Here is a 21653-nt window from a genome sequence, read left to right as displayed (position 1 = left end):
AGGATTTGTGTTTGGATTTGAGAGGGGATTGCTCATGGTACAAAAAATGAAGCAGCGGACAATCAACAAAAACGTTGCAGGTATATACGATTTAACAGCGATGCAATCTGGAATGATTTATCACAAGCTATTAGATGAAGCATCCAGTGAGTATTTTCTACAGCAAAGCTTTCAATTGAACGGGACAATTGATGAAGAACAGTTAACGGCCGGGATTCAGCTGTTAAACAGGAAGTACGAAAGCTTACGAACCATTTTTCTCTATAGAAAAACGGCGAAGCCCAGACAAATTGTTTTAAATGAAAAAGAACAGGAAACAACTGTGATTGACCTACGTGCTTACGAGCCCAAAGCACAGGAACAACGCTTGGAAACAATTAAGGAAAAGGATGTTGCACGAGGTTTCGATTTGGAACGAGATTCATTGCTTCGAGTGAGCTTTGTTCGATTGAGTGAGAAAAAGACAGTGATGATTTGGAGTGCGCATCATATTATTCTCGATGGCTGGTGTTTTTCAATCCTGTTCAAAGATTTTATTCACTATTACAACGCACTGCTTTCAGGTAAATCGTTTGAAGACCTTAAAGCAGAGGCGGAACAGGAAAAGACAACCATTTTTTCTTTCAAGGAGTATGTTGATTGGCAAAAACAACAGGACCTCTCACTAGGTATGGACTATTGGAAAGAAACCTTGACGGACTATTCAGAGGTTGCCGAAATCCGCCCGATGTACACCGGAGATTCGACTGATCCACAGCAGGTTCGAACTGAAAAAATTACGCTTGATGAAAAGATTTGTCAGGAGCTTCATCAAGCGACACTCTCTATGCAGATCACCATGAGTTCGCTCATGGAAACTGCTTGGGGAATTACACTGCAAAAATACAATTGGACAGATGATGTTGTGTTCGGAAAAATAGTTTCCGGAAGAAATGCGCCGTTAAAAGGTATTGAAGAAGCGGTTGGATTATTTATCAATACAATTCCTGTCAGAGTGGATGCACGAAACCAGAAAACACCGGCGCAGCTGCTTCAAACAATGCAGCAGCAAGCGACAACAAGTAGTAATTTCGATTACTTCTCCTTAGCAGATGTGCAGCAGCAAAGTGAACTAGGCAGTGATTTGTTTAAAACATTGCTGATGTATGAAAACTATTTTGATGCTGATTCATTCAAAGAAACAATGACAGACATTGATGTTGTCCCCGATTCAATGCGGGAACAAACAAATTATCCATTAGCGATGAAGGTGTACCATTCTGCGGACACGCATTCTCTAAGCTTAGAAGCACTTTATAATCCAAGGATGTATGGCAGTGAAGAAATGAAGCAGCTGCTTGAAACCTTCAAAATGATTTTGATTGAAACGGCACTACGACCTGGACAAGAAATTACTCACATGAGCTATTTGACAGAACCCGAAAAACAAAAGGTTCTTTATACCTTTAATGAGACAGAAAAACCTTGGAAAAAAGGCAAAACGATGGTAGAGCTGTTTGAATCAGAGGTTGAGAAAACGCCCGAAAAAGTCGCTGTGATTTTTAAAGATGAGCAGGTTACTTATCACGAACTAAACCAGCGTGCCAATCAGTTGGCGGTCGAGCTTCGAGAGCTAGGCATTCAACCAGATGACCGAGTGGCCTTATTTACCGCTCGAAGCGTAGAGCTTTTGGTGGCGATGTTGGGTGTTATCAAGGCTGGCGGCGCCTATGTTCCGATTGATCCAACATTTCCGGAGGAACGCATCCAGTACATGATGGAGGACAGTGAAGCGAAAGCCGTTCTAACTGCACATCGTGACTTTCCTTTAGAAACTGCGTTGCCTATTATTGATGTGGCAGCGAACAAAGAGAAGTATGCGGTCGATATTTCCAATCTTCCAACTGTGAATAAGCCGACAGATTTGTTCTGTTGTCTCTATACATCAGGAACAACAGGTAAACCGAAGGGGGTTATGCTGGAGCACCGCAATATCGTAAACTATTGTACCGGAAAAATGGCTTTTGGCGATTCTTTCCTTAGTCATCCGAACCCAACCTTTGTTTCTGTGACGACGTATTGCTTTGATATCTTTATTAAGGAAAGCTTTTTACCGCTTTTGAATCAGATAAAAATCGTACTGGCAGATGAAGAGGAACAGGAAAGCCAATATTTGCTGGCACAGCTGATAGAAAAGCATCAGGCCAATTTGCTGGTCACAACGCCTTCTAAAATGAAGATGTTTATGATGGACGAAGCCAATTGCGACTATATGCGTCACCTCACTACAATTATCCTTGGAGGAGAAGTATTTCCAGGTACGTTGTATGAACAAATGCGTGAGAATACAGATGCACGCATCTTCAATATGTGTGGTCCAACCGAAGCAACGGTTTTAATTGTGACCCATGAAGTAACGGACAGCGGCTATATCCCACTAGGAAAACCGGTGCCGAATAATCAAATCTATGTCATGAATGAAGATGTACTTTGTGGTGTGGGAATACCTGGTGAGCTTTGTATCAGCGGAGAAAACCTTGGTCGTGGTTATATGAAACGGCCTGAGCTGACAGCAGAAAAATTTGTCCCCAATCCGTTTGGTTCAGGCCAACTGTATCATGCCGGAGACTTGGTTCGCTGGCTGCCGAATGGTGATTTGGAATACCTAGGTCGAATTGATGAACAGGTCAAAATTCGTGGATTTCGTGTGGAGCTAGGTGAGATTGAAAGCGTGTTGCGCAAACAAGAAGCTATCAGCAATGCGGCTGTAATCGTAAAAAATGATCGTAATGGGGATCGAGCAATCCATGCCTATGTTGTTTCTGATCAAGCAATTGATTTGCAGCACATGCGCGATATCTTGAGAGAAGAGCTGCCTGAGTTCATGATACCGCCATATATGATGCAGATTGAACATATTCCGGTAACAGCAACCGGAAAAGTCAATCGACGAGAGCTCCCTGAGATTCAAACAAATTCAGATGAGAAAGTACGTGTAGCACCTGTTAACGAGCTTCAGCATATTATCGCGGATATCTTTGCGGAAGTATTGAATACCGAAGAGGTTAGCATCACTGACAACTTCTTTGAAATAGGTGGTCATTCACTTCGTGCGACTCAGGTTATCAACAAGCTGGAGGCGGCAACGGCTGTTCGCTTACCTTTACGTATGCTGTTCAGTGCACCGACAGTGGAACAGCTAAGTGAGATTGTCCAAGAACAAAAACAGCAGACAGCCTATCAACCAATCCCTAAAGCAGAAGAGCTGGATTATTACCCAATGTCTTCTGCACAACGAAGGATTTATGTGATGAACGAGCTGAATGATTTAGGCGTTGCCTATAATTTACCGGCAGCTATTCGTTTTGAGGGAGCTTTGGATATTCTCAAAATGAAAACGACCTTTGAAAAAATTGTACAGCGACATGAAATCCTGAGAACCAGCTTCCATACAATTGAAGGTGAAGCAGTTCAAAAAATACATGAGCAAGCAGATGTAACGTTTACCCATGAAACAAGCCATTCATTAGAGGAACTTTCGCATTTATTCAATCTTTTTGTTCAACCATTCGATTTATCTCAAGCACCTTTAATGAGAATCAAGCTACTTACATTTAGCGAGAATACACATGTGCTGTTCTTTGACATTCATCATATCATTGCAGATGCAATCTCAATCAGTCAGCTTTTCGAAGAATTTTCGAGTCTTTATGCAGACTCAACCTTGGAGCTCCCTGCTCAGACAGCTTCCTATAAGGACTACAGTCAGTGGTTTGCTGCGAAAGACCTGCAAGAACAAAAGAAATTCTGGACGGAGCATTTTAATGATGAACTGCCTGTTCTCGATTTACCATTAGACCATCCAAGACCGCTTCAGCCAACCTATCGTGGGGCAATGCTGAAAAAAATATTGGTACCGGAGCTGAAACAAGGGGTTATGGAACTAGCTCAGAAATACGGGGCAACAGAGTATATGGTTCTACTCTCTGTTTGTATGTTACTGCTTCATAAGCACAGTCGCCAAGAGGATATCATTGTTGGTACATCAATTTCCGGACGGACACATAAAGATACCGAAAAAATTCTTGGTATGTTTGTTAATACACTGGCGATGCGAGGAAAACCAACACCTGAAAAATCCTTTGACACTTTTCTGCGAGAAATCAAAGACGAGAGCTTAAAGGCTTATGAGCACCAAGAATATCCATTTGAAGAGGTCGTTGAAGACTTATCATTAGCCAGAGACTTCTCAAGAAACCCATTATTTGATGTTATGTTTGTTTTGCAGAACAATGAAGCAGCCAATTTCAATTTACAGGATATCACCGTGGAAGAGTTAACACTGAATCATCCTGCTGCAAAGTTTGACTTAACCTTCAATTTAATTGAAAAAAATGAGGGCTATGAATTGAGTGTGGAATATGCCACTGATTTGTTCAATGAAGACTCTGTTCACTACATGATTGCCCATTACGAGCAATTGTTGCATGAGGTTGTTCATCAGGCGCAGCGCCCAATTCGTTCACTTCAGGCAGCACCACTTGGAGAACAACAGTTGGTTCTTCAAGAATTCAACAATACAGAAACACCTTCAGAAAAAGGCAAAACCATGGTTGAGCTTTTTGAAGCTCAGGCGGCTCAGACGCCAGATAAAGTAGCTGTTGTTTTCAAAGATCAGCAGGTCACTTATCACGAGCTGAACCAGCGGGCAAATTGTCTCGCTTGGTACTTACGTTCCATTGGAGTTAAGCCGGATGATCGTGTCGCACTTTTCACGGCTCGAAGCGTAGAGCTTTTAGTCGCAATGTTGGGAGTCATCAAAGCCGGAGGGGCTTATGTGCCAATCGACCCAAGCTATCCGGAAGAGAGAATCCACTATATGCTGGAGGATAGTGAAGCAAAAGCCGTTCTGACAGCTCACAGAGAGCTGCCGCTTGATGTAGATATTCCAGTTATCGAAGTCACAGCTCCGCATGCAGATAAGGAACTGCCTGAGCTAGGTAATTTGCCGACAGTAAACACACCAACAGATTTATTCTGTTGTCTGTATACTTCCGGAACAACCGGCAAGCCAAAAGGAGTTATGTTGGAGCATCGCAATATCGTGAATTATTGTACTGGGAAAATGGCCTTTGGCGATTCCTTCCTTAGTCATCCGAACCCGACCTTTGTTTCAGTGACGACCTACTGCTTTGATATCTTTATCAAGGAGAGTTTCTTACCGCTTCTGAATCAAATCAAAATTGTGTTGGCAGATGAAGAAGAACAGGAAAGTCAGCAATTATTGGCTCAATTGGTGGAGAAGCACCAAGCGAATTTACTGGTAACAACGCCATCTAAAATGAAGATGTTTATGATGGATGAAACAAATTGTACATTCATGCGTCATTTCACCACCATTATCTTAGGCGGAGAAGTGTTTCCCGGAAGTCTCTATGAGCAAATGCGCAGACACACGGATGCACGAATTTTCAATATGTGTGGTCCGACGGAAGCAACCGTTCTAATCGTGACACATGAGGTAACTGACAGCAGCTATATTCCTTTAGGAAAGCCTGTACCAAATAATCAAATATATGTAGTAGATCAAGGCGAGCTTTGTGGAGTAGGGATGCCGGGTGAGCTCTGTATTGCCGGAGAAAATCTTGGTCGTGGCTATATGAAACGCCCGGAATTGACAGCAGAAAAATTTGTTCCGAATCCGTACGGTCCCGGACAGCTCTATCATGCCGGAGATTTAGTACGCTGGTTGCCAAACGGAGACTTGGAATACCTAGGACGAATTGACGAACAAGTGAAAATCCGCGGCTTACGAGTAGAGCTTGGTGAAATCGAGAGTGTACTGCGTAGACAACCAGATATCAATAATGCTGCTGTTATCGTAAAACCAGATCACACAGAAGAGCCAGCCATTCACGCTTACTTGGTTAGCCAGACAGCACTGGACTTGTCAGCATTAAGAGAAGTATTGCGACAAGAACTGCCAGACTTTATGGTACCTCCATATATGATGCAGCTTGAGGAAATTCCCGTTACATCAACTGGTAAAGTAGACAAGCGCCGATTACCACAAATAGAAATTTCAACTGAGCGTGACTATGTTTCGCCAAGTAATGAGATTGAGCATTCTCTTGTTTCTGTTTTTGAAGAGGTTTTAGCTGTATCTCCAATTGGTATCACAGACAGCTTCTTTGAGCTTGGTGGGGATTCAATCAAAGCAATACGTGCTGTATCTAAGATGAGAGAAAAGGGTTATGAAGTTAGCGTAAAGGATATCATGCAGCTTTATACCATTCAATCAATTGCCTTACGGATCGGAACAGCAGCAGTTGTCACGTATGAGCAAGGCGAGGTAAACGGAGCAGCAGCGCTGACCCCTGTACAGAAGCATTTCTTTAACACAGGCTATAAACACCCAGAGCATTTTAACCAATCCTTGATGTTGAAGTCTGCCGAACGGTTGGATAAAGGATTTCTGAAGAAGGCAATCAATCAGGTTGTTCGTCAGCACGATCAACTGAGAGGTGTATATCAAGAGAGACAGCAAACTATTTTAAGTACCGAGGAAAGTGCACAATCGGAATTTCAATTTGTCGATTGGCAGCAGGAAACATCCGTTGAAGAGAAGATTATTGACGGAAATAACCGCATCCAATCGAGTATGAGCCTTGAGAAGGGACCGCTTGTAAAAGCTATTCTTTATCGCTTAAGCGATGCAGATCATCTCTTTATCTGTGTGCATCATCTAGTGATTGATGCAGTGTCGTGGCAGATTATTTTGGAAGATTTGGCAGTAAGCTATCAGCAGCTAGTACAAGGGCAAGCAATTGCTCTTCCTGAAAAGACGGCTTCCTTTAACCAATGGGCAGTTACTTTAGAAGAGTATGCTCAAAACAGAGAGTTAAAAAATGAAGTTCATTTCTGGCAAGGTATTTCCGATGAAATCAATGAAGCTGGAACTGAAACCGAACAGACGACGGAAGGGAATTCAACCTATAAAGAAGCTAGTTTAGCGTTGGATCAGAAGGTAACAGATATCCTTCTTTATCAAGCAGGAAAGGCTTATGGGACAGAAATCACGGAGCTGTTGCTTAGTGGGTTGAGTCGCGCAGCTGCACAGCTTTTAGGTAAAGAAAAAATCAGTATCCAATTAGAAAGCCATGGACGGGAAAAGCTTCAGGATTTCCCTGCAATTGACCGCACAGTTGGTTGGTTCACAAGTCTCTATCCATTTGTCTTAACAGACTATCCGGAGTTGACAGAAACAATTGTTCAAACCAAAGAAGCAGTACGAAAAATTCCGAATAATGGATTGGGTTATGGAGTTATCAAGTACAACAGTCAGTATGAGCTGCCGAACATACGCACAGAAGTGGCCTTTAATTATCTAGGCAACAACTCACAGGCGGCCAATGATTTCTTCCAACCATCCAGCTACAGTACAGGGACTAATATTGCTGAAAATAATAAGATGGAACAGCCATTAACCATCAACTGTTCCATCATTTCGAAGCAACTACAGGCAGCGATTATCTATGATGCGGATAAATATTCCGAGAAGGCAATCAATGATTTTTGTGAAAACTTCAAGAAGCAGCTGCAGGAGCTGGCAACACATTGCTTCGCTCAAAAAGAGCCTGTATTGACTGCTTCAGATTTCAGCTTGAATATACCGGTAGAAGAATTCAACCAATTGCAACAACAGTTACCGTTGGAGGAAGCTGAAGCTATTTATCCATTAAGTCCGATGCAATCCGGTATTCTATATCATCGCCTGAAAAATAACCGTTCCGGAGAGTATTTCATGCAACAGATTCTTCGTTTAACGGTTGCGGCAGATACGGAGCTACTACTTGAGAGCTTTAGACTGCTGCAATACAAATATCCTGTCTTACGAACAAAAATCTTATTTAAGGATTTAATTACTCCTGTTCAAGCAGTGATGAGGACGATGGAGCTGGAAACAGCAGTTGTTGATTTAACACAATCTGTTGAACTGCAAGAGATTGACACGATTGAAGCTGATGTAGAGCGCGGCTTTGATTTTGACAAAGACTCATTGGTCCGTCTAACCATTCAGCGTACTGAAAGCGAAACGTTGTTGATTTGGAGTGCCCATCATATCATCCTGGACGGTTGGTGTTTCCCAATTTTGTTTAAAGATTTTATGGAAAATTACCAGAAGCTGGCAGAAGGAATGAGTAGTAAAGCTATTGCTGAAAAGGCGAGGGCAGAGGAGACACAGCTGCCGGATTACCAACAGTACATTCAATGGCAGCAAGCACAGGATAAGGAAGAGGCGCTCGGTTATTGGCAGGAGTTGCTGGTGGATTATTCTGAGACTGCGGAGCTTGTACCGATGTTAGGTGAGAGGGAAGCGACAGATGAACAGGTAGCAGATGCACATACTCAGTTGACAGAAGAAGAGAGTAGGGGACTGGTTGAGCTTTCTGTCAAGAACCAGCTGACGATGAGCAGTATCCTTGAAACCGCCTGGGGGCTGACGCTGCACCAGCTAAATCACACGAAGGACGCCGTTTTCGGAAAAGTTGTTTCCGGAAGAAATGCGCCGCTGACGGATATCGAAAAAGCAGTAGGCTTGTTCATTAACACAATTCCTGTACGTGTAACCAACGAAAAGGATCAATCGATTATTGAGCTATTAAAAGGGATTCAACAACAATCGATTGACAGCAGCAGCTTTGACTACTTACCACTAGCGGAGGTTCAGCAGCAGAGCAGTTTGGGCTCTGAGCTTTTCAAAACGCTGTTTATCTTTGAAAATTATTACATTGACGAAAATGTCCGTAAATCTGTGGAGCAGGGCACGGCCTTTGAAACAAAAGCTGTCCGAGAACAGACAAATTACCCAATTACTGTGAAGGCCTTCATGAATGAACAGTTAACGATTGAAATTCTGTATGATCCGACGATTTATAAGAGTGAAGAAATTCAGTTACTCTTAAAACGAATGAAACAGCTTGTTCAAGTAATAATCAACCATCCGGAACAGCAGTTGAGCCAAGTGAATCTGCTAGATGAAGAAGAAAAACAGCTCGTCATGGTAGATTTCAACAATACTGAAATACCTTATGCAAAAGGAAAAACAGTCGTGGAGCTTTTTGAAGCAGAAGTGGAGAAAACACCGCAAAAAACAGCGTTGATTTTCAGAGGAGAAGAGGTTTCATACCAGACCTTAAATCAACAAGCGAATCAATTGGCTGTGAAACTCCGCCAAATGGGGCTTCAACCAGATGATCGTATTGCCTTATTCACCGCTCGCAGCGTAGAACTCTTAGTTGCGATGTTAGGGGTTATCAAGGCGGGTGGTGCCTATGTACCAATTGATCCTAGTTATCCGGAAGACCGAATACAATACATGCTGGAGGATAGTCAGCCAAAAGCTGTTTTGACTGCCCACACAACACTGCCAATCACTACAGGCATTCCGGTGATTGACCTTTACAAGAATTCAGAATTGACGCAATTACCAGATGTAAACCTGCCAACGGTCAATAAGCCAACTGATTTGTTCTGTTGTCTCTATACTTCGGGCACAACAGGAAAACCGAAAGGCGCAATGTTGGAGCATCGTAATATTGTCAATTACTGTACCGGGAAAATGGCTTTCGGAGATTCCATGATGAGTCGTCCGGAACCAACCTTTGTTTCGGTAACAACTTACTGCTTTGATGTATTTATCAAGGAAAGTTTCTTACCACTCTTGAATCAGATGAAGATTGTATTAGCCGATGAAGAACAACAGGAAAATCAAGCGTTACTGGCTGAGTTAATGGAAGAAAGCCAAGCAAACTTAATGGTTACGACACCGTCTAAAATGAAAATGTTTATGATGGATGAAGAGAACTGCAGCTATATGAGACATCTTACAACGATTGTTTTAGGTGGAGAAGTCTTCCCCGGCAGCCTGTATGAACAGATGCGCAGACATACAAATGCACGAATCTTCAACATGTGCGGACCAACAGAAGCGACAGTTTTAATTGTGACCCATGAAGTCACAGATAGCAGTTATATTCCACTAGGTAAACCCGTACCAAACAACCAAATTTATGTAATGAATGAAGGAAGACTTTGTGGTGTTGGTATGCCGGGCGAGCTGTGTATTACAGGAGAAAATCTTGGTCGAGGGTATATGAACAGACCGGAGCTGACTGCAGAAAAATTTGTACCAAATCCATTCGGTTCAGGTCAACTGTATCATGCAGGAGATTTAGTACGCTGGCTGCCAAACGGCGTACTGGAATACATGGGCCGAATCGATGATCAAGTGAAAATCCGAGGTCAGAGAGTGGAGCTGGGCGAAATAGAAAGTGTTCTTCGCAAGCAAAAACAGATTCAAAATGCAGCAGTAGTCGTCAAGCCGGATCATACCGGAGAATCAGCGATTCATGCGTACATGGTCAGCCAAGAGGAATTAAATCTCTCTCAATTGCGAGAAGCAGTACGAGCAGAGCTTCCTGATTATATGGTTCCGCCATATATGATGCAATTGACCTCTATCCCTGTTACTGCGACAGGTAAAGTGGATAAACGAAGTCTTCCACAGATAGAATTGAAAACCGACAGACAGTATGAAGCCCCCGTTGGAGACAATGAGAAGATGCTGGCGGAAATGTTTGAAAAGGTACTGGGATTAGCTCAAGTAGGAAGAACAGATGATTTCTTCGAGCTTGGAGGAGATTCCATTAAGGCCATCAGTATTCTGTCATTGCTAACCAAGAAGCAAATAAAGCTTTCCGTTAGAGATATCTTCCAGTATCGAACAGTGAAGGAGCTTGGCAGTAAAATTACAAGCAGTCAACAGGAAACCGTTCAGGTGGTTTCATCAAACAATGATGTTGAGGAATTGAACGCCAACACAGCAAAATCAATTGATGAACAGCTAGAGCATGCACAAAAAGAAATTGAGCAGTATAGCAATGAAATACTCTCAGCAAAAGCTGTTGGAACAGTACCATTATCTGCCTCTCAAAAAGCGTTACACACGATGGAGGTTATGGGATCATTTGGTCGTATTCAGGTAGCACGTCCTTGGCGCAAACAGGAATTTCTTGCCATTTGGAACGCATTACTGCAAGAACAGGAGATGCTGCGCACTCAAATCAATTTGGAACAGCAAACAATGACACGCTTTGATAAAAAGTCAGTTGAAACAATTCCATTTATTGATTTATCTGTTTATAACCAGAGGAACAGAGCGGACTATCTCAAAAAAGTCGAAGCACAGATTGAATGTTACAGTAAGCCTGAATACCCTCTTCATAAGAATCTGACACATCATTTGGTAGTAGTTAAGATGGATGAACAGCAATACGAAGTCCTGCTTCCTGTGTCACATTTAACCTTTGACGGTTTCAGCAGTGAAGTGTTGAATGCAAGATTTTATGAGTTGTTAGCCATGGAGCAGCCTAAACCAGCTGAAATTGCTTGTTACGAAAGCTATACCCAGCTATTAGCGCAAGGACCTACAGCAGCTTCAGAGTCTGAGCTTGTTGAAGCGTTAGGACTTTCAGTGTTCGATCAAGCCTTAACAAGCTATCAGACTGAAAAAGCTGCAACAGACTATACAAGCATTACCTATCATCATGAGATGAATGACTATGATTTGGCAGAGGACGAAGGCTTCATGTTAGCTGAACACCTATATTTAACTGCTTTGAAGCATACATTCCCGGAAATTGATATTCCACTCTTGATGATTCAGATTGGCAGAAGCTATGGGAACGAGCAATTTACAGAGCAAATCGGCAGCTATATCGATTTACTGCCATTAACAGTCAAGAAGGATCAGAATCAAACCTTGACGGAAACAAGTCGCAAAAGTCTGGATTATATGAGCAAATACCATGTCCATTTATTAAGTCTGATGGAGAATCCGGCATTGCAGCAAAGCTATCCGAGAGCAGCTGATATTGTTCAAAGGATAGACCTGACTGATTTACCTACTCAAATCGTGAACTTCCTGATGATGTTCGATCAGGAGAATAGTCTGTTCGATGAGCGTCAGCTATTAGCAAGTGACGAAGTGGTTGGTAATGCCAACAGCAGCAAAGTAGCAAATATTCTTCATACGAAAGAACGAATTATTTTAACAAATCTTGAATGCAAGCGTGGATTAGAGGATGAACTGATAGAAGCACTTAATTATGAGCTGGAACAGTTTGTCCGTTCTATGAAAAAGAAATGATCACTCGCTTCGGCGGACATTTAGGTATTGTCCGCCGAGCGTGATTCATTATAAACAAAAGTGTAAACAATTTATAACAGGAGGTCTTGTAATGGGAGTTATCAACATACTTTGCCTTCCTTATGCCGGAGGCTCTGCATCTGTAGTAACGGATGTGCTGGCAGGAAAGCTGGACAAAAATAGATTTACTGCCGTCCCCTTGGAATTACCAGGGCGGGGGATGCGTTTTGGAGAAGAATGTGCCTTGACGACAGATGAGCTCTATGAAGCTATCGATTCACTATTGTCGGACTATACACAACAAGCAGCACCTTATTATCTTCTTGGTCATAGTATGGGAGGAGAGCTTTTACCTCATTTATACCATAAGATTATTGAACGCGGCGGAACTCCCCCGAAAGGCCTTATTATCTGTGGAGCGGAGCCGCCTGAGCATTTGACATTGGCGGCGACAGATGAAGCTTCACTTCTAACTGAAATGAAGAAGGGGGGTGCAACATCTGAAGAGTTCTTTGAAAGTCCGGAGCTGGTAGAGCTGTTTCTGCCAATTGTTCAAGCGGATTATCGGTTATTAAACTCGTTGGTTTCACAGATACCTGAACCGATAGATTGTGAACTGATTGTAATCAACGGGAAAGAGGATGCTGAGGCCTTGGAACATCATGAAGACTGGCGCAGCTATACTACCGCCGAATGCAGCTTCTTTCAAGTAGATGGCGGTCACTTCTTTATCACAGAAAACACTGAAACCGCGGCAATTATTAATAAAGCTATATAGCACCTACTTCATACGTATTTAAATGAAACAAAAAATTTATCCAAAACAGAAAAGGGGATTTTATTAAATGAATGTACTGAATATTACACCAAGAGGGCACTGTTACGGCGTTGTTGATGCACTGGTTTTATCAAAAAATGTAGTGAAGGATACAAGCTTGCCTCGTCCAATCTACTCATTAGGGTATGTTGTCCACAACACAATTGTCGCAAAAGCATTTGAAGAAGCTGGAATCATCGTAATGGAAGGGGACCGGGAAGAGATGCTGGAAAAAATCGATTCCGGTACAGTTATCTTCACCGCACACGGTGTATCACCCAAGGTTAGAGAAATAGCTGCGTCTAAAGGCTTGGCTGTCGTTGATACGACTTGTCCGGAGGTTGCCATCATCCATGAGATTGTTGAGCAAAGAGTCAATGACGGTTTTGACGTTCTTTATATAGGCATGGCCGGACACCCAGAAGCTGTAGGAACAATTGGCATCAATCCTGAGAAAGTCCATCTAATCACCTCTCTTGAGGATGCAGAAGCAATTGAAATTGATAATGACAAAGTGTATATCTCGAATGAAACAACAATGAGTCAGTGGGATGTAGAAGAGATGACGGAATACTTGATGAAGAAATTCCCGAATGCTATTTACAATAAAGACATCTGCAGTGCGACAATCGAACGTCAAGCTGCAGTCGTTGAACAAGCAGGGGACTGTGATCTTTTGCTTGTAGTCGGCGATGCGAAAAGTAATAATAGTAACCGCTTGGCACAAGTATCGATTGAACAAACTGGCACACCGGCTCATCTGATTGAAGATATTTCTGATATCAAAATTGAATGGCTGAAGGATGTCAATGTCGTTGGAGTGACCGGCGGAGCCTCTACACCAACATATGTAATTCGTGAGACGGTTAGTTTCCTGACCCAGTTTGATTACGCAGACCCAATGACTTGGGATCGCGAAAGCAAATGTACGTCAGATAAAGTCTTGCCAAAAGGCAGTACAAAAGAAATCAGCCAATCCAGAGATCGTAAGATGGATCAGCTAAGAGAACGCTATATGCAGGTACACGCTTAATATAGAAAAATAGTAGAAGGGGTTGAGACATTAATACGTCTCAACCCCTTTTCAAACTATACCTAGACTTAAGTTAGATGAACACCTTTATCTACATAAACAATATCTCCAATAATTCCACTTGAAAGAGGACTCATTAGAAAGGCACAGGTATTTCCAACCTCTTCAATAGTAACACCGACTTTATCCGGTGTACGGTCTTCAGAGAGCTGAATCAGCTTTTGATAATCCTTAACACCTGTCACAGCCAATGTCTTGATCGCGCCGGCAGAAATACCATTAACACGCACGCCTTTTGGAGCAAGCTCCGCTGCCAGATAGCGAATAGCAGACTCCAACGCCGCTTTAGCAATCCCCATCATATTATAATTAGGAATTGCTCGGACAGCACCCAAATATGAAAGGCTGACAATTGCACTGTTTTCATTTAATACTGGTAATGCATATTTAGAAACAGCAAGGAGAGAGTAGCTGCTGATATCCTGAGCCAAAGCATAGCCATCTCGACTTATGTCCGTTACATTTCCGGAAAGCTCTTCTTTTTTTGCAAACGCAACAGAATGAACGACACCATCAATTTTACCAACCTTGCTTTCGATTGTCTCAAAAGCGGCAGCAATACTTTCATCACTAGCCACATCACACTCAATAAGCAACGCTGCATCATCGACCAGTTTTTCGACTGATTTTTTCATACGTTCATTTTGATAAGTGTAGATTAGTTCCGCTCCTTGCTCCAGCATAGCATTTGCACATCCCATAGCAATACTGCGTTTATTGGCTACACCCATAATTACAATTTTTTTACCATCTAAAAATCCCATCTACTGTTATTCCTCCTAATCGGCTTTAACATTCATGCTGTTTTTTCCGTCATATAATAATTGCATCTTCGATTGTTGAAGACTCTATTGACTATTATTAAATAAAATACTTTGATTGTCAAAATAATTATTCTCAATAATACCATATCCTCAGTAAAATAAACTGTCTCAATTTTTAAAAAGATTAACTACATAAAAATTAAACAGTTTTTTCTAAAAATATTTGATGTACAGCAATTGATCCGAGAGAGAGGGGAGAAATACGTTAAAATAGAAAAAATATTCTTGATACTAATAGTCTTATAAATTAAACTATAGAAAATAGACAGTTTACAGATAAAAAGTATCTGAACTATAAAATTTTATCAGAGAGGAGTTATTTGCAGTTTATGGAAGGAAACGAAGAGCAGCTTAACCAAAAATTAACCCAAGTGTCGATAGATCAGGAATTGAATCGGAAGGAACGTTGGCAGCTAGAAGAACTGGAGCGTGATTATCAACGATTATCTATGCAGCATGAGGAATTTCTCACTGATATCATTCAGTCAACCCAGGATAAGAAAACAAGCCATTATTTTTCATCGATGGAAGAAGAAATAGAGTATCTCCATAAACATAATCTCTCCGATTTGGAAGATAAAAAGGAGTATCTGCAAAGAAAAGCAAAAGAGTTTATTCATTCAGAGCAAACACTTATTGAAGAACGAAAGAAAAAATTTCAGGAATAATAATACACAGCTTTCTAACAATGGTATAATAAGTACGCGTTAAGAGACAGATCGAAGTTCCTAATTCGTTTTGTCTTTTTGTGTTACAGGTGGACAGAGAGGAGAAATGATATGAAAATTATGATTATCGGACATAGCGGTTGTGGTAAATCAACATTAGCGTCATATCTTTCAAAAATGAAGCAGATTCCGCTTTTACATCTAGATCAGGTGTACTTCAACACCGGTTGGCAGCCAAGAGACACGGAAGAAGCTCTTTCTATTGTGAAGCAGCAGTTGGAGAACGAAAGCTGGATAATCGAAGGAAATTATCAAAGCCTTTATCAAAAAGAACGTTTAGAGCAAGCAGATCAAATTATTTTCTTGGATTTTCCTCGGTTGTCCTGTCTAAAAAGAGTCATTCAACGCTATGCCAGATATCGTGGCAAAACGAGACCCGATATGGCTGATGGTTGTATAGAAAAGCTGGATATGGACTTTATCTGGTGGATTCTTTACAAAGGTCGAGACAAGAAAAAACGGCTGGCATTCAACAGTATTGAAAGAAACTATAAAGACAAACTGAGGATCATCAAAAATCAAAAGGAACTGGATATGTTTTATGCTGCTATGGATAAGATAAAGCAACCAGAAGGAGAGGCATAGCAAGAGAGCCGACAGCCCGTGATAAATGGTTAGTTGAATAAAATCATTTTTACTAGTTTACATAATATATATTATACGAAGTTGTTTTATACCAGTTTTGAACCTGTTTTGCATTAAACTTATTGCGGAGTTTGCTAGATAAGCCAATCAGTAAACCATGCTACTAATTGAACTAGCAGAACTATAAGCCCTACAACAAGCCCGAACAGCAAAGCGAACCAGTCCTTTTTTCGTCTTGCACGATATTCTGCTGGAGTTTCTTTTCTTCTGTTAAATCTAAGACGTGCCAAAATATTTCCACCTTTACTATTCTTAGTTAAGTATATTATACACTACAAATAATAAAACTAAGCAGAAAACTCAATACAGCACCCACGCAAAAAACTATTACAATAAATTCTAGAGCAATTCTAAATCTATCTTTTTGCATTCCGTCCACTGGCTATAATTCCTTTCCTTCAATACGACGAATTATCTTATCATTTTCTATCAGCATTTCAATAACGTCGCTTTTTGTCCATTTTTTGTCCCAACCATATAATTTCTTGTTTTTTTCGTCAGCAAGCTTTTCTAAATATTTCCATGATGAATCGTAAAGCGTAACATTCGCCCTTGTTTTCCCTTTTTTTATACCCATTCTCTTGCACGTCCTTTTCTTTTCTAAGTCCTTCAGCAAAAAGTGAGTCACCACTCCTGAACAAGTGAGCCACTTTTACCTTCAGAAGAAAGTGAGACACCTTTTGCCGGTGGCAAGTGACCCACCTTTATCCAGGATAAAAGCGAGCCACTTTAAATCGATTTTCATAATTGAGCTGAAAGCTCCACAATTCTCAAACACAACAAACATATATATACCGCAACTATTCCCATAAAAACAAGTACATTATCTTCTTCATTCAATGTCCTACACCCCTTTCACAATTCATTAAATAGACACTTGTGCAATTCTTTAACAACATTATCTGTAGATTGTTTATCTATGATTATATTTGCGTGTGAAGCTTCTTCTATGATTCCCTGTAGTAACATTTGAATATCCGAATCTGTTAAGTTGATTCTTTGTGATTGGATACGTTTCAACAAGGTGTCAAGGGCAGTATCAGCGCCATATACGAAGAAATCACGCATATATAACATTAGTTCAGCCTTATCGGGTCCATGATTCTCTAACCAGTTTTCTTTTTTCTTAAGTGTGGGCTTATCAGATTCAATCAGTAGTTTCGTCTCTTTCGCACCGTTTAGAAACTCTTTCCACCACTTTGCATTATCACGCCGAGAACGGTTTTTATCTCCTGTAAGGGTAACAAATCGATAATGGGCAGATAAAATGCCTGCCCAAAGATCCGCAAGCGCCCGACCGTCAGCAAGTTCTAAAACAGCCATATGTGCCTTATCTCCAAATAACCGAAGTTCCCACCTTGTCCAATTCTCAACGTCATACTCTTCTTTGGCTCGGTCGAAACGTTCCCCTTTTTTGTCGTATATATTAAGCTGTTGTGGCTTGTCTCCAATGTAAATACTAGCGTTGAAATCTGTCCCAGTTTTTGTGTTAATCTTGTTATACCGCTTTACATTCCCCCGATAAATCAATGTTTTCTTATAGATTTTTTCAAGTAAAAACTGCCATGTATATCTTGAATTTATGAAGTCCTGAGCGATATCACAACGAGTAAAACGAGCACCAGCCGATACTAATTCTTGGATAGTGTTATACCATGTCCATTTACGGTTATCAGACCACCGAAATAGTTCGAACTGTCTGCAAGCTTGACCGCTAAGATTGACTGTAATACCTGAGTTCATACCGTTCTCAATGTCTGCTTGAGTAGAATAATACACATGGATATGTTCGAATTTCGCAGTATTTCCATAGTGATATTTGCGACCAACACCGCCAGATTCAAAAATGAAGTCTCTAAAATTCATATGAAGAATTTCATTGATAAATTCATAAACGTCCATTTCCAAATTGAAACTAGCAGTTAAAAAGTCAAGTGTGATATAGCGAACTTCTTTTGTTTTAGCTGATATCTCTTTCATAAAAAGCCCCCGTTATGTTTTTTTGGCAGTAGTCTTGCCATTAACAAACCCCTGTATCTCTTGTGCCTGTAGGTGTGTACCTACTAACTATGTATTGTAGACCCCCTTGTTAATGTGTGGGGGTCAATCAAAAATCTGTTATTTTATCTTTGTTCTGTCTAACGTCGTCAAGCGCAACCGCTTTGACGAGGCGACCGCCTGACAGATTCGGAAGTCCCTTCCCAATCCGCCCGACCGTCGAATGTCAAGTGTTGACTAAATCACGAACAAAGTAGCAAGCCGTTGACACAAAACCGTATCTGTTGGACACCATTCCCACATTGGAAGAATCGAAGATTCAGCTTGACCTTATCGCCTTTTTTCAACTCGGAAATATCGTACTTGTTCGCAATGCTTAAGCTGAAAATTTCACGAGATTCAGGAAAGCGAAACTGCAATGTTTGAGTGCGCCACCTTTGGCCGAATCGATTTATTTCGGTAACCAGCGACTTATGTACGATGACATATTCATATTCCGTATACATGATTACACCTCGTTTTGAATAATGACAACATTCCGAGGGTTATTCTTTTCTTCTTTTGCCTGTTCCTGCAATGTCTTAATAACTGCATAACTGTCAAAGAGTTCTCTTAGTTCGTCAGTTTGAACGAATTTCAATGTTCTAATACGGTGCAAACGTCGCTTCTCTCGTGGTTTATCAATGTTTTGACTATATTCTTCGGCGTCGTAGAACCGAGCTTTTGTATAACGTTTCAGCAAGGTGTTACATTCAACAACTTCAAAGCATTGTTCTCTCAGAGCCTTGGAAACACGTGTAAATACTTGGCTAGTACCGAGTATCTTTATTTTTTGTTTCCGCTGTTGTGTAACGATTTTGAGAACGTCCCTAGAAACTTTACTGAAACTATCAAAATCATTTTGAATTTCGTCCCAAAGAATCAAGACACCTGCCTTCTTCAATCCTTTGGCAATCAAAATAGCTTCTGGAATATCGGCTAAAGATTTTAGTGCCATATCAGCATGAATATAGCCGAAGTTAGAACAGATAAATATATTTTCATGTTTCTCTCTCAGGCGTTCAGCTTCAAATACCATACTCATGGTTTTACCGCTTCCTTGTCGCCCTGTAAACAACGTAAGACCAAACTCATTAAAAGGACGAATCCCCTGCTTTATGAGCCCCCTATAACGCTTATAATCGATATATTTGTATTTAATAAGTTTAAGAGCATTTCCCATTCAAACACCCCTTTCTTTGAGTTTTAAATCTATATAAACTATTTCCGTTATAGTTGGTAAGGTCTAAAATGCTTACCTGCTCGCGCAGGTCTGCATTTTTAGATCCTTATCCCCCTATAAATGGAATTTTCTTTATTATGAAATTGAAAATCTTCAAAATAAATTGGATATTTTGAACAGCGAGAAGCACAGCTATAGCAGTAACCATGGTGCCGATTGGGAAAAAATAATCAGCAAGCCCTAAGAACTCAGAAAAGGCAGTAGTGTCAGGCATTTCAAAATTGAAGTCTATAGCAGGAATTAAAGAGAGAAACAAATCAACAAGACCAAATATAAGCTTGAAAAACAACTCAATTATCATTGATAAGGTCCCCCTGTCCTGTCAGTTTTCTATACAGGTAAATCGCAACAATAAACCAGATAAAAAGTGAGATTACAGCACGAAACTTCGGAACATATTTATCAAGTGCCGGCTTTCCTTCGTTTGCGTCGAAACTCACACCCATGAACTCAAAGCTTACAGCGTTTAGAAAATCTGTTTCTGTAGGTGTGAAAGCTGATTTTATCTGCCCGCTTAAATCTAAAATGAATGAAAATTTACCAGTGAATTTATCACTTATATCACTAAAACCGTCGTCTAAAAAGTCAAGATTTTCAGGAACAATCAGGCTTATAAGAAGTTTCGAAAGCTCCAGAAGCAAATTAGATAATGTTTCAATAATCTCCGCAGTTGCTTTTATGACTTCTCCGCTTAAATCAAAAATACCGTCAACCAATTTCCCTAGAACGTCCCAAATGTTAGTACCAGCTTCATTAGTAATATTCTGAAAAATATCTCCAAAATCAATACTTCTTAAGGCTTTTATAATTTCGTCCAGCTTTTTTATAATGTCACTTGAATTACCACCAGTAATATTTCCTGTATTCGTCGCTATTTGTTTTATCCAGTAAAACAAGCCTGTACTTGTCGTCCCTTGCACAAAATTAGAATAGAGCTTGAAGGCACTCAATAAAGCGCTCAAGTCTTGACCTATTTGTTTTATCCAGTAGAACATGCCTGTACTCGCAGTCCCTTGCATGAAATTAGAATAGAGCTTGAAAGAGCTAGATAAACTGCTCAAATCTTGACCCATTTGTTTTATCCAATAGAACATGCCTGTACTTGTCGTCCCTTGCATAAAATTAGAAAAGTTCGTAAAACTGGTTGCATACGATGAAAGGTCTTGACTAGTCTTTCTAACCCAATAAAACATACCTGTAGAAGTCGTTCCCTGCATAAAACTGGAATAGCTGCCAAAGCTCGTTGCATACGTTGATAAGTCCTGACTGGTCTTTCTAACCCAATAAAACATACCTGTAGAAGTCGCTCCCTGCATGAAATCAGAGAAGCTTGTGAATGCTTTTGAATAACTACTAAAATTATTCGATAAAGTGGATAAAACGTAATATAGTTCATTGTGCTTAGTCACAAGTAACTTCGCTTCAACAAGTAACGCCCTTAAAATGTCAGCTTGACTGGAAAACATAGTCGTTAGACTCACTTCAAAGCTTAACCACTGCCGACTGATAAAATCTTCTATATTCTTCCCGAAGTCATAAAATAACTTGTCGAAAAAATTGAACAGCGAATCTAATAATGAGTCTATTATTCCGCTCCAGAATCCCCCTTCGTCGTCATTCTCCGTCCCCGACGCTCGATATTGAATAACTTCCGTAGTGTAATAGTATCTCGGTTCTGAATCGCTTTGAACGCTAGATATACCGCTCTCAGAAGATACAGACAAATAGCGAATATTACCGTCAATACTGTTAGCCTCAGCAACAATGAAGCCAGAAGTTCGAAAAAAGGGATAAATACCACAACTACCAATAAAAGTAGTCCTATCATAATTTTCTTGAATGCTTTCATGTGATTCTCCTTTCCAAAGAAAAAAGGCTAGAGCCTAAACTCTAGCCCACTAATAAATTAAGCTCGATTGATAAAGCCTTTGATTAGGGCAAAACCTTTTTCAGCAACGAATGACACTGCCATGATTGAAGCACCGACACCAACGGCAATAGGTACGATTGATGTAATACCTGTAACAACAGGCTCAAACATTTCAGCAGTAATAATGGCTCCTAGCATTTAAACAC

General features: G+C 40.7%; 14 protein-coding genes. 5 read left to right on the top strand and 9 right to left on the bottom strand.

Annotated elements, in window-relative coordinates:
• Window positions 1-34: 34 nt before the first annotated feature.
• The 3 genes from IW510_RS05800 to IW510_RS05790 all read left to right on the top strand — a co-directional run bounded on the left by IW510_RS05800 (window position 35) and on the right by IW510_RS05790 (window position 14040).
• Entirely contained in the window at window positions 35-12190 is a 12156-nt protein-coding gene (locus tag IW510_RS05800; RefSeq protein ID WP_202057748.1) for a non-ribosomal peptide synthetase, read from the top strand.
• A gap of 91 nt (window positions 12191-12281) precedes the next feature.
• Window positions 12282-12968, top strand: coding sequence for a thioesterase II family protein (locus tag IW510_RS05795; RefSeq protein ID WP_202057745.1), 687 nt, complete (start codon window positions 12282-12284; stop codon window positions 12966-12968).
• Window positions 12969-13035: 67 nt separating this feature from the next.
• Window positions 13036-14040 (top strand): 4-hydroxy-3-methylbut-2-enyl diphosphate reductase, encoded by a 1005-nt coding sequence (locus IW510_RS05790; RefSeq protein WP_202057743.1) that lies wholly within the window; start codon window positions 13036-13038, stop codon window positions 14038-14040.
• 68 nt (window positions 14041-14108) lie between these two features.
• Here the strand turns inward: IW510_RS05790 and fabI are convergent, their stop codons facing one another.
• Window positions 14109-14864 carry an enoyl-ACP reductase FabI gene (gene fabI / locus IW510_RS05785; RefSeq protein WP_202057742.1) on the bottom strand — a complete coding sequence of 252 codons (756 nt, stop codon included), beginning with the start codon at window positions 14862-14864 and terminating at the stop codon, window positions 14109-14111.
• A gap of 389 nt (window positions 14865-15253) precedes the next feature.
• On the opposite strand from fabI, the gene IW510_RS05780 reads away from it, so the two are divergent.
• Together IW510_RS05780 and IW510_RS05775 are read left to right on the top strand one after the other, a co-directional pair.
• Window positions 15254-15592, top strand: coding sequence for a DUF3958 family protein (locus IW510_RS05780; RefSeq protein WP_202057741.1), 339 nt, complete (start codon window positions 15254-15256; stop codon window positions 15590-15592).
• 111 nt (window positions 15593-15703) lie between these two features.
• Entirely contained in the window at window positions 15704-16237 is a 534-nt protein-coding gene (locus IW510_RS05775; protein ID WP_202057740.1) for an ATP-binding cassette domain-containing protein, read from the top strand.
• 442 nt (window positions 16238-16679) lie between these two features.
• On the opposite strand, the gene IW510_RS05770 is transcribed toward IW510_RS05775, so the two are convergent.
• The 8 genes from IW510_RS05770 to IW510_RS05735 all read right to left on the bottom strand — a co-directional run bounded on the left by IW510_RS05770 (window position 16680) and on the right by IW510_RS05735 (window position 21645).
• On the bottom strand, window positions 16680-16874 hold the full coding sequence (locus IW510_RS05770; protein WP_202057739.1) for a hypothetical protein: 195 nt from the start codon (window positions 16872-16874) through the stop codon (window positions 16680-16682).
• Between the two features lie 278 nt (window positions 16875-17152).
• The gene (locus tag IW510_RS05765; protein ID WP_202057737.1) at window positions 17153-18277 is read right to left on the bottom strand and encodes a replication initiation factor domain-containing protein; all 1125 of its coding nucleotides are present in this window, start codon (window positions 18275-18277) and stop codon (window positions 17153-17155) included.
• A gap of 260 nt (window positions 18278-18537) precedes the next feature.
• Window positions 18538-18801, bottom strand: a complete 264-nt coding sequence (locus IW510_RS05760; RefSeq protein ID WP_202057734.1) for a hypothetical protein — start codon at window positions 18799-18801, stop codon at window positions 18538-18540.
• A gap of 2 nt (window positions 18802-18803) precedes the next feature.
• Window positions 18804-19517 (bottom strand): ATPase, encoded by a 714-nt coding sequence (locus IW510_RS05755; protein WP_202057733.1) that lies wholly within the window; start codon window positions 19515-19517, stop codon window positions 18804-18806.
• A 106-nt stretch (window positions 19518-19623) separates the two neighbouring features.
• The gene (locus tag IW510_RS05750; RefSeq protein WP_202057732.1) at window positions 19624-19878 is read right to left on the bottom strand and encodes a hypothetical protein; all 255 of its coding nucleotides are present in this window, start codon (window positions 19876-19878) and stop codon (window positions 19624-19626) included.
• The gene (locus tag IW510_RS05745; RefSeq protein ID WP_202057731.1) at window positions 19868-21043 is read right to left on the bottom strand and encodes a hypothetical protein; all 1176 of its coding nucleotides are present in this window, start codon (window positions 21041-21043) and stop codon (window positions 19868-19870) included. The genes IW510_RS05750 and IW510_RS05745 overlap by 11 nt, the downstream gene beginning before the upstream one ends.
• A gap of 119 nt (window positions 21044-21162) precedes the next feature.
• Window positions 21163-21426: a hypothetical protein gene (locus tag IW510_RS05740; protein WP_202057729.1), complete on the bottom strand. Its 264-nt coding sequence runs from the start codon at window positions 21424-21426 to the stop codon at window positions 21163-21165.
• 57 nt (window positions 21427-21483) lie between these two features.
• A complete protein-coding gene (locus tag IW510_RS05735; RefSeq protein ID WP_202057926.1) occupies window positions 21484-21645 on the bottom strand; it encodes a hypothetical protein in 162 nt (53 codons plus the stop codon).
• Window positions 21646-21653: the final 8 nt, after the last annotated feature.

Origin of the sequence: Enterococcus sp. BWR-S5 (assembly GCF_016745255.1) — a bacterium.
Lineage (GTDB): Bacteria > Bacillota > Bacilli > Lactobacillales > Enterococcaceae > Enterococcus_L.
The sequence above is the reverse complement of the archived record's forward strand: the minus strand, read 5'-3'. Positions and strand labels throughout refer to the sequence as shown.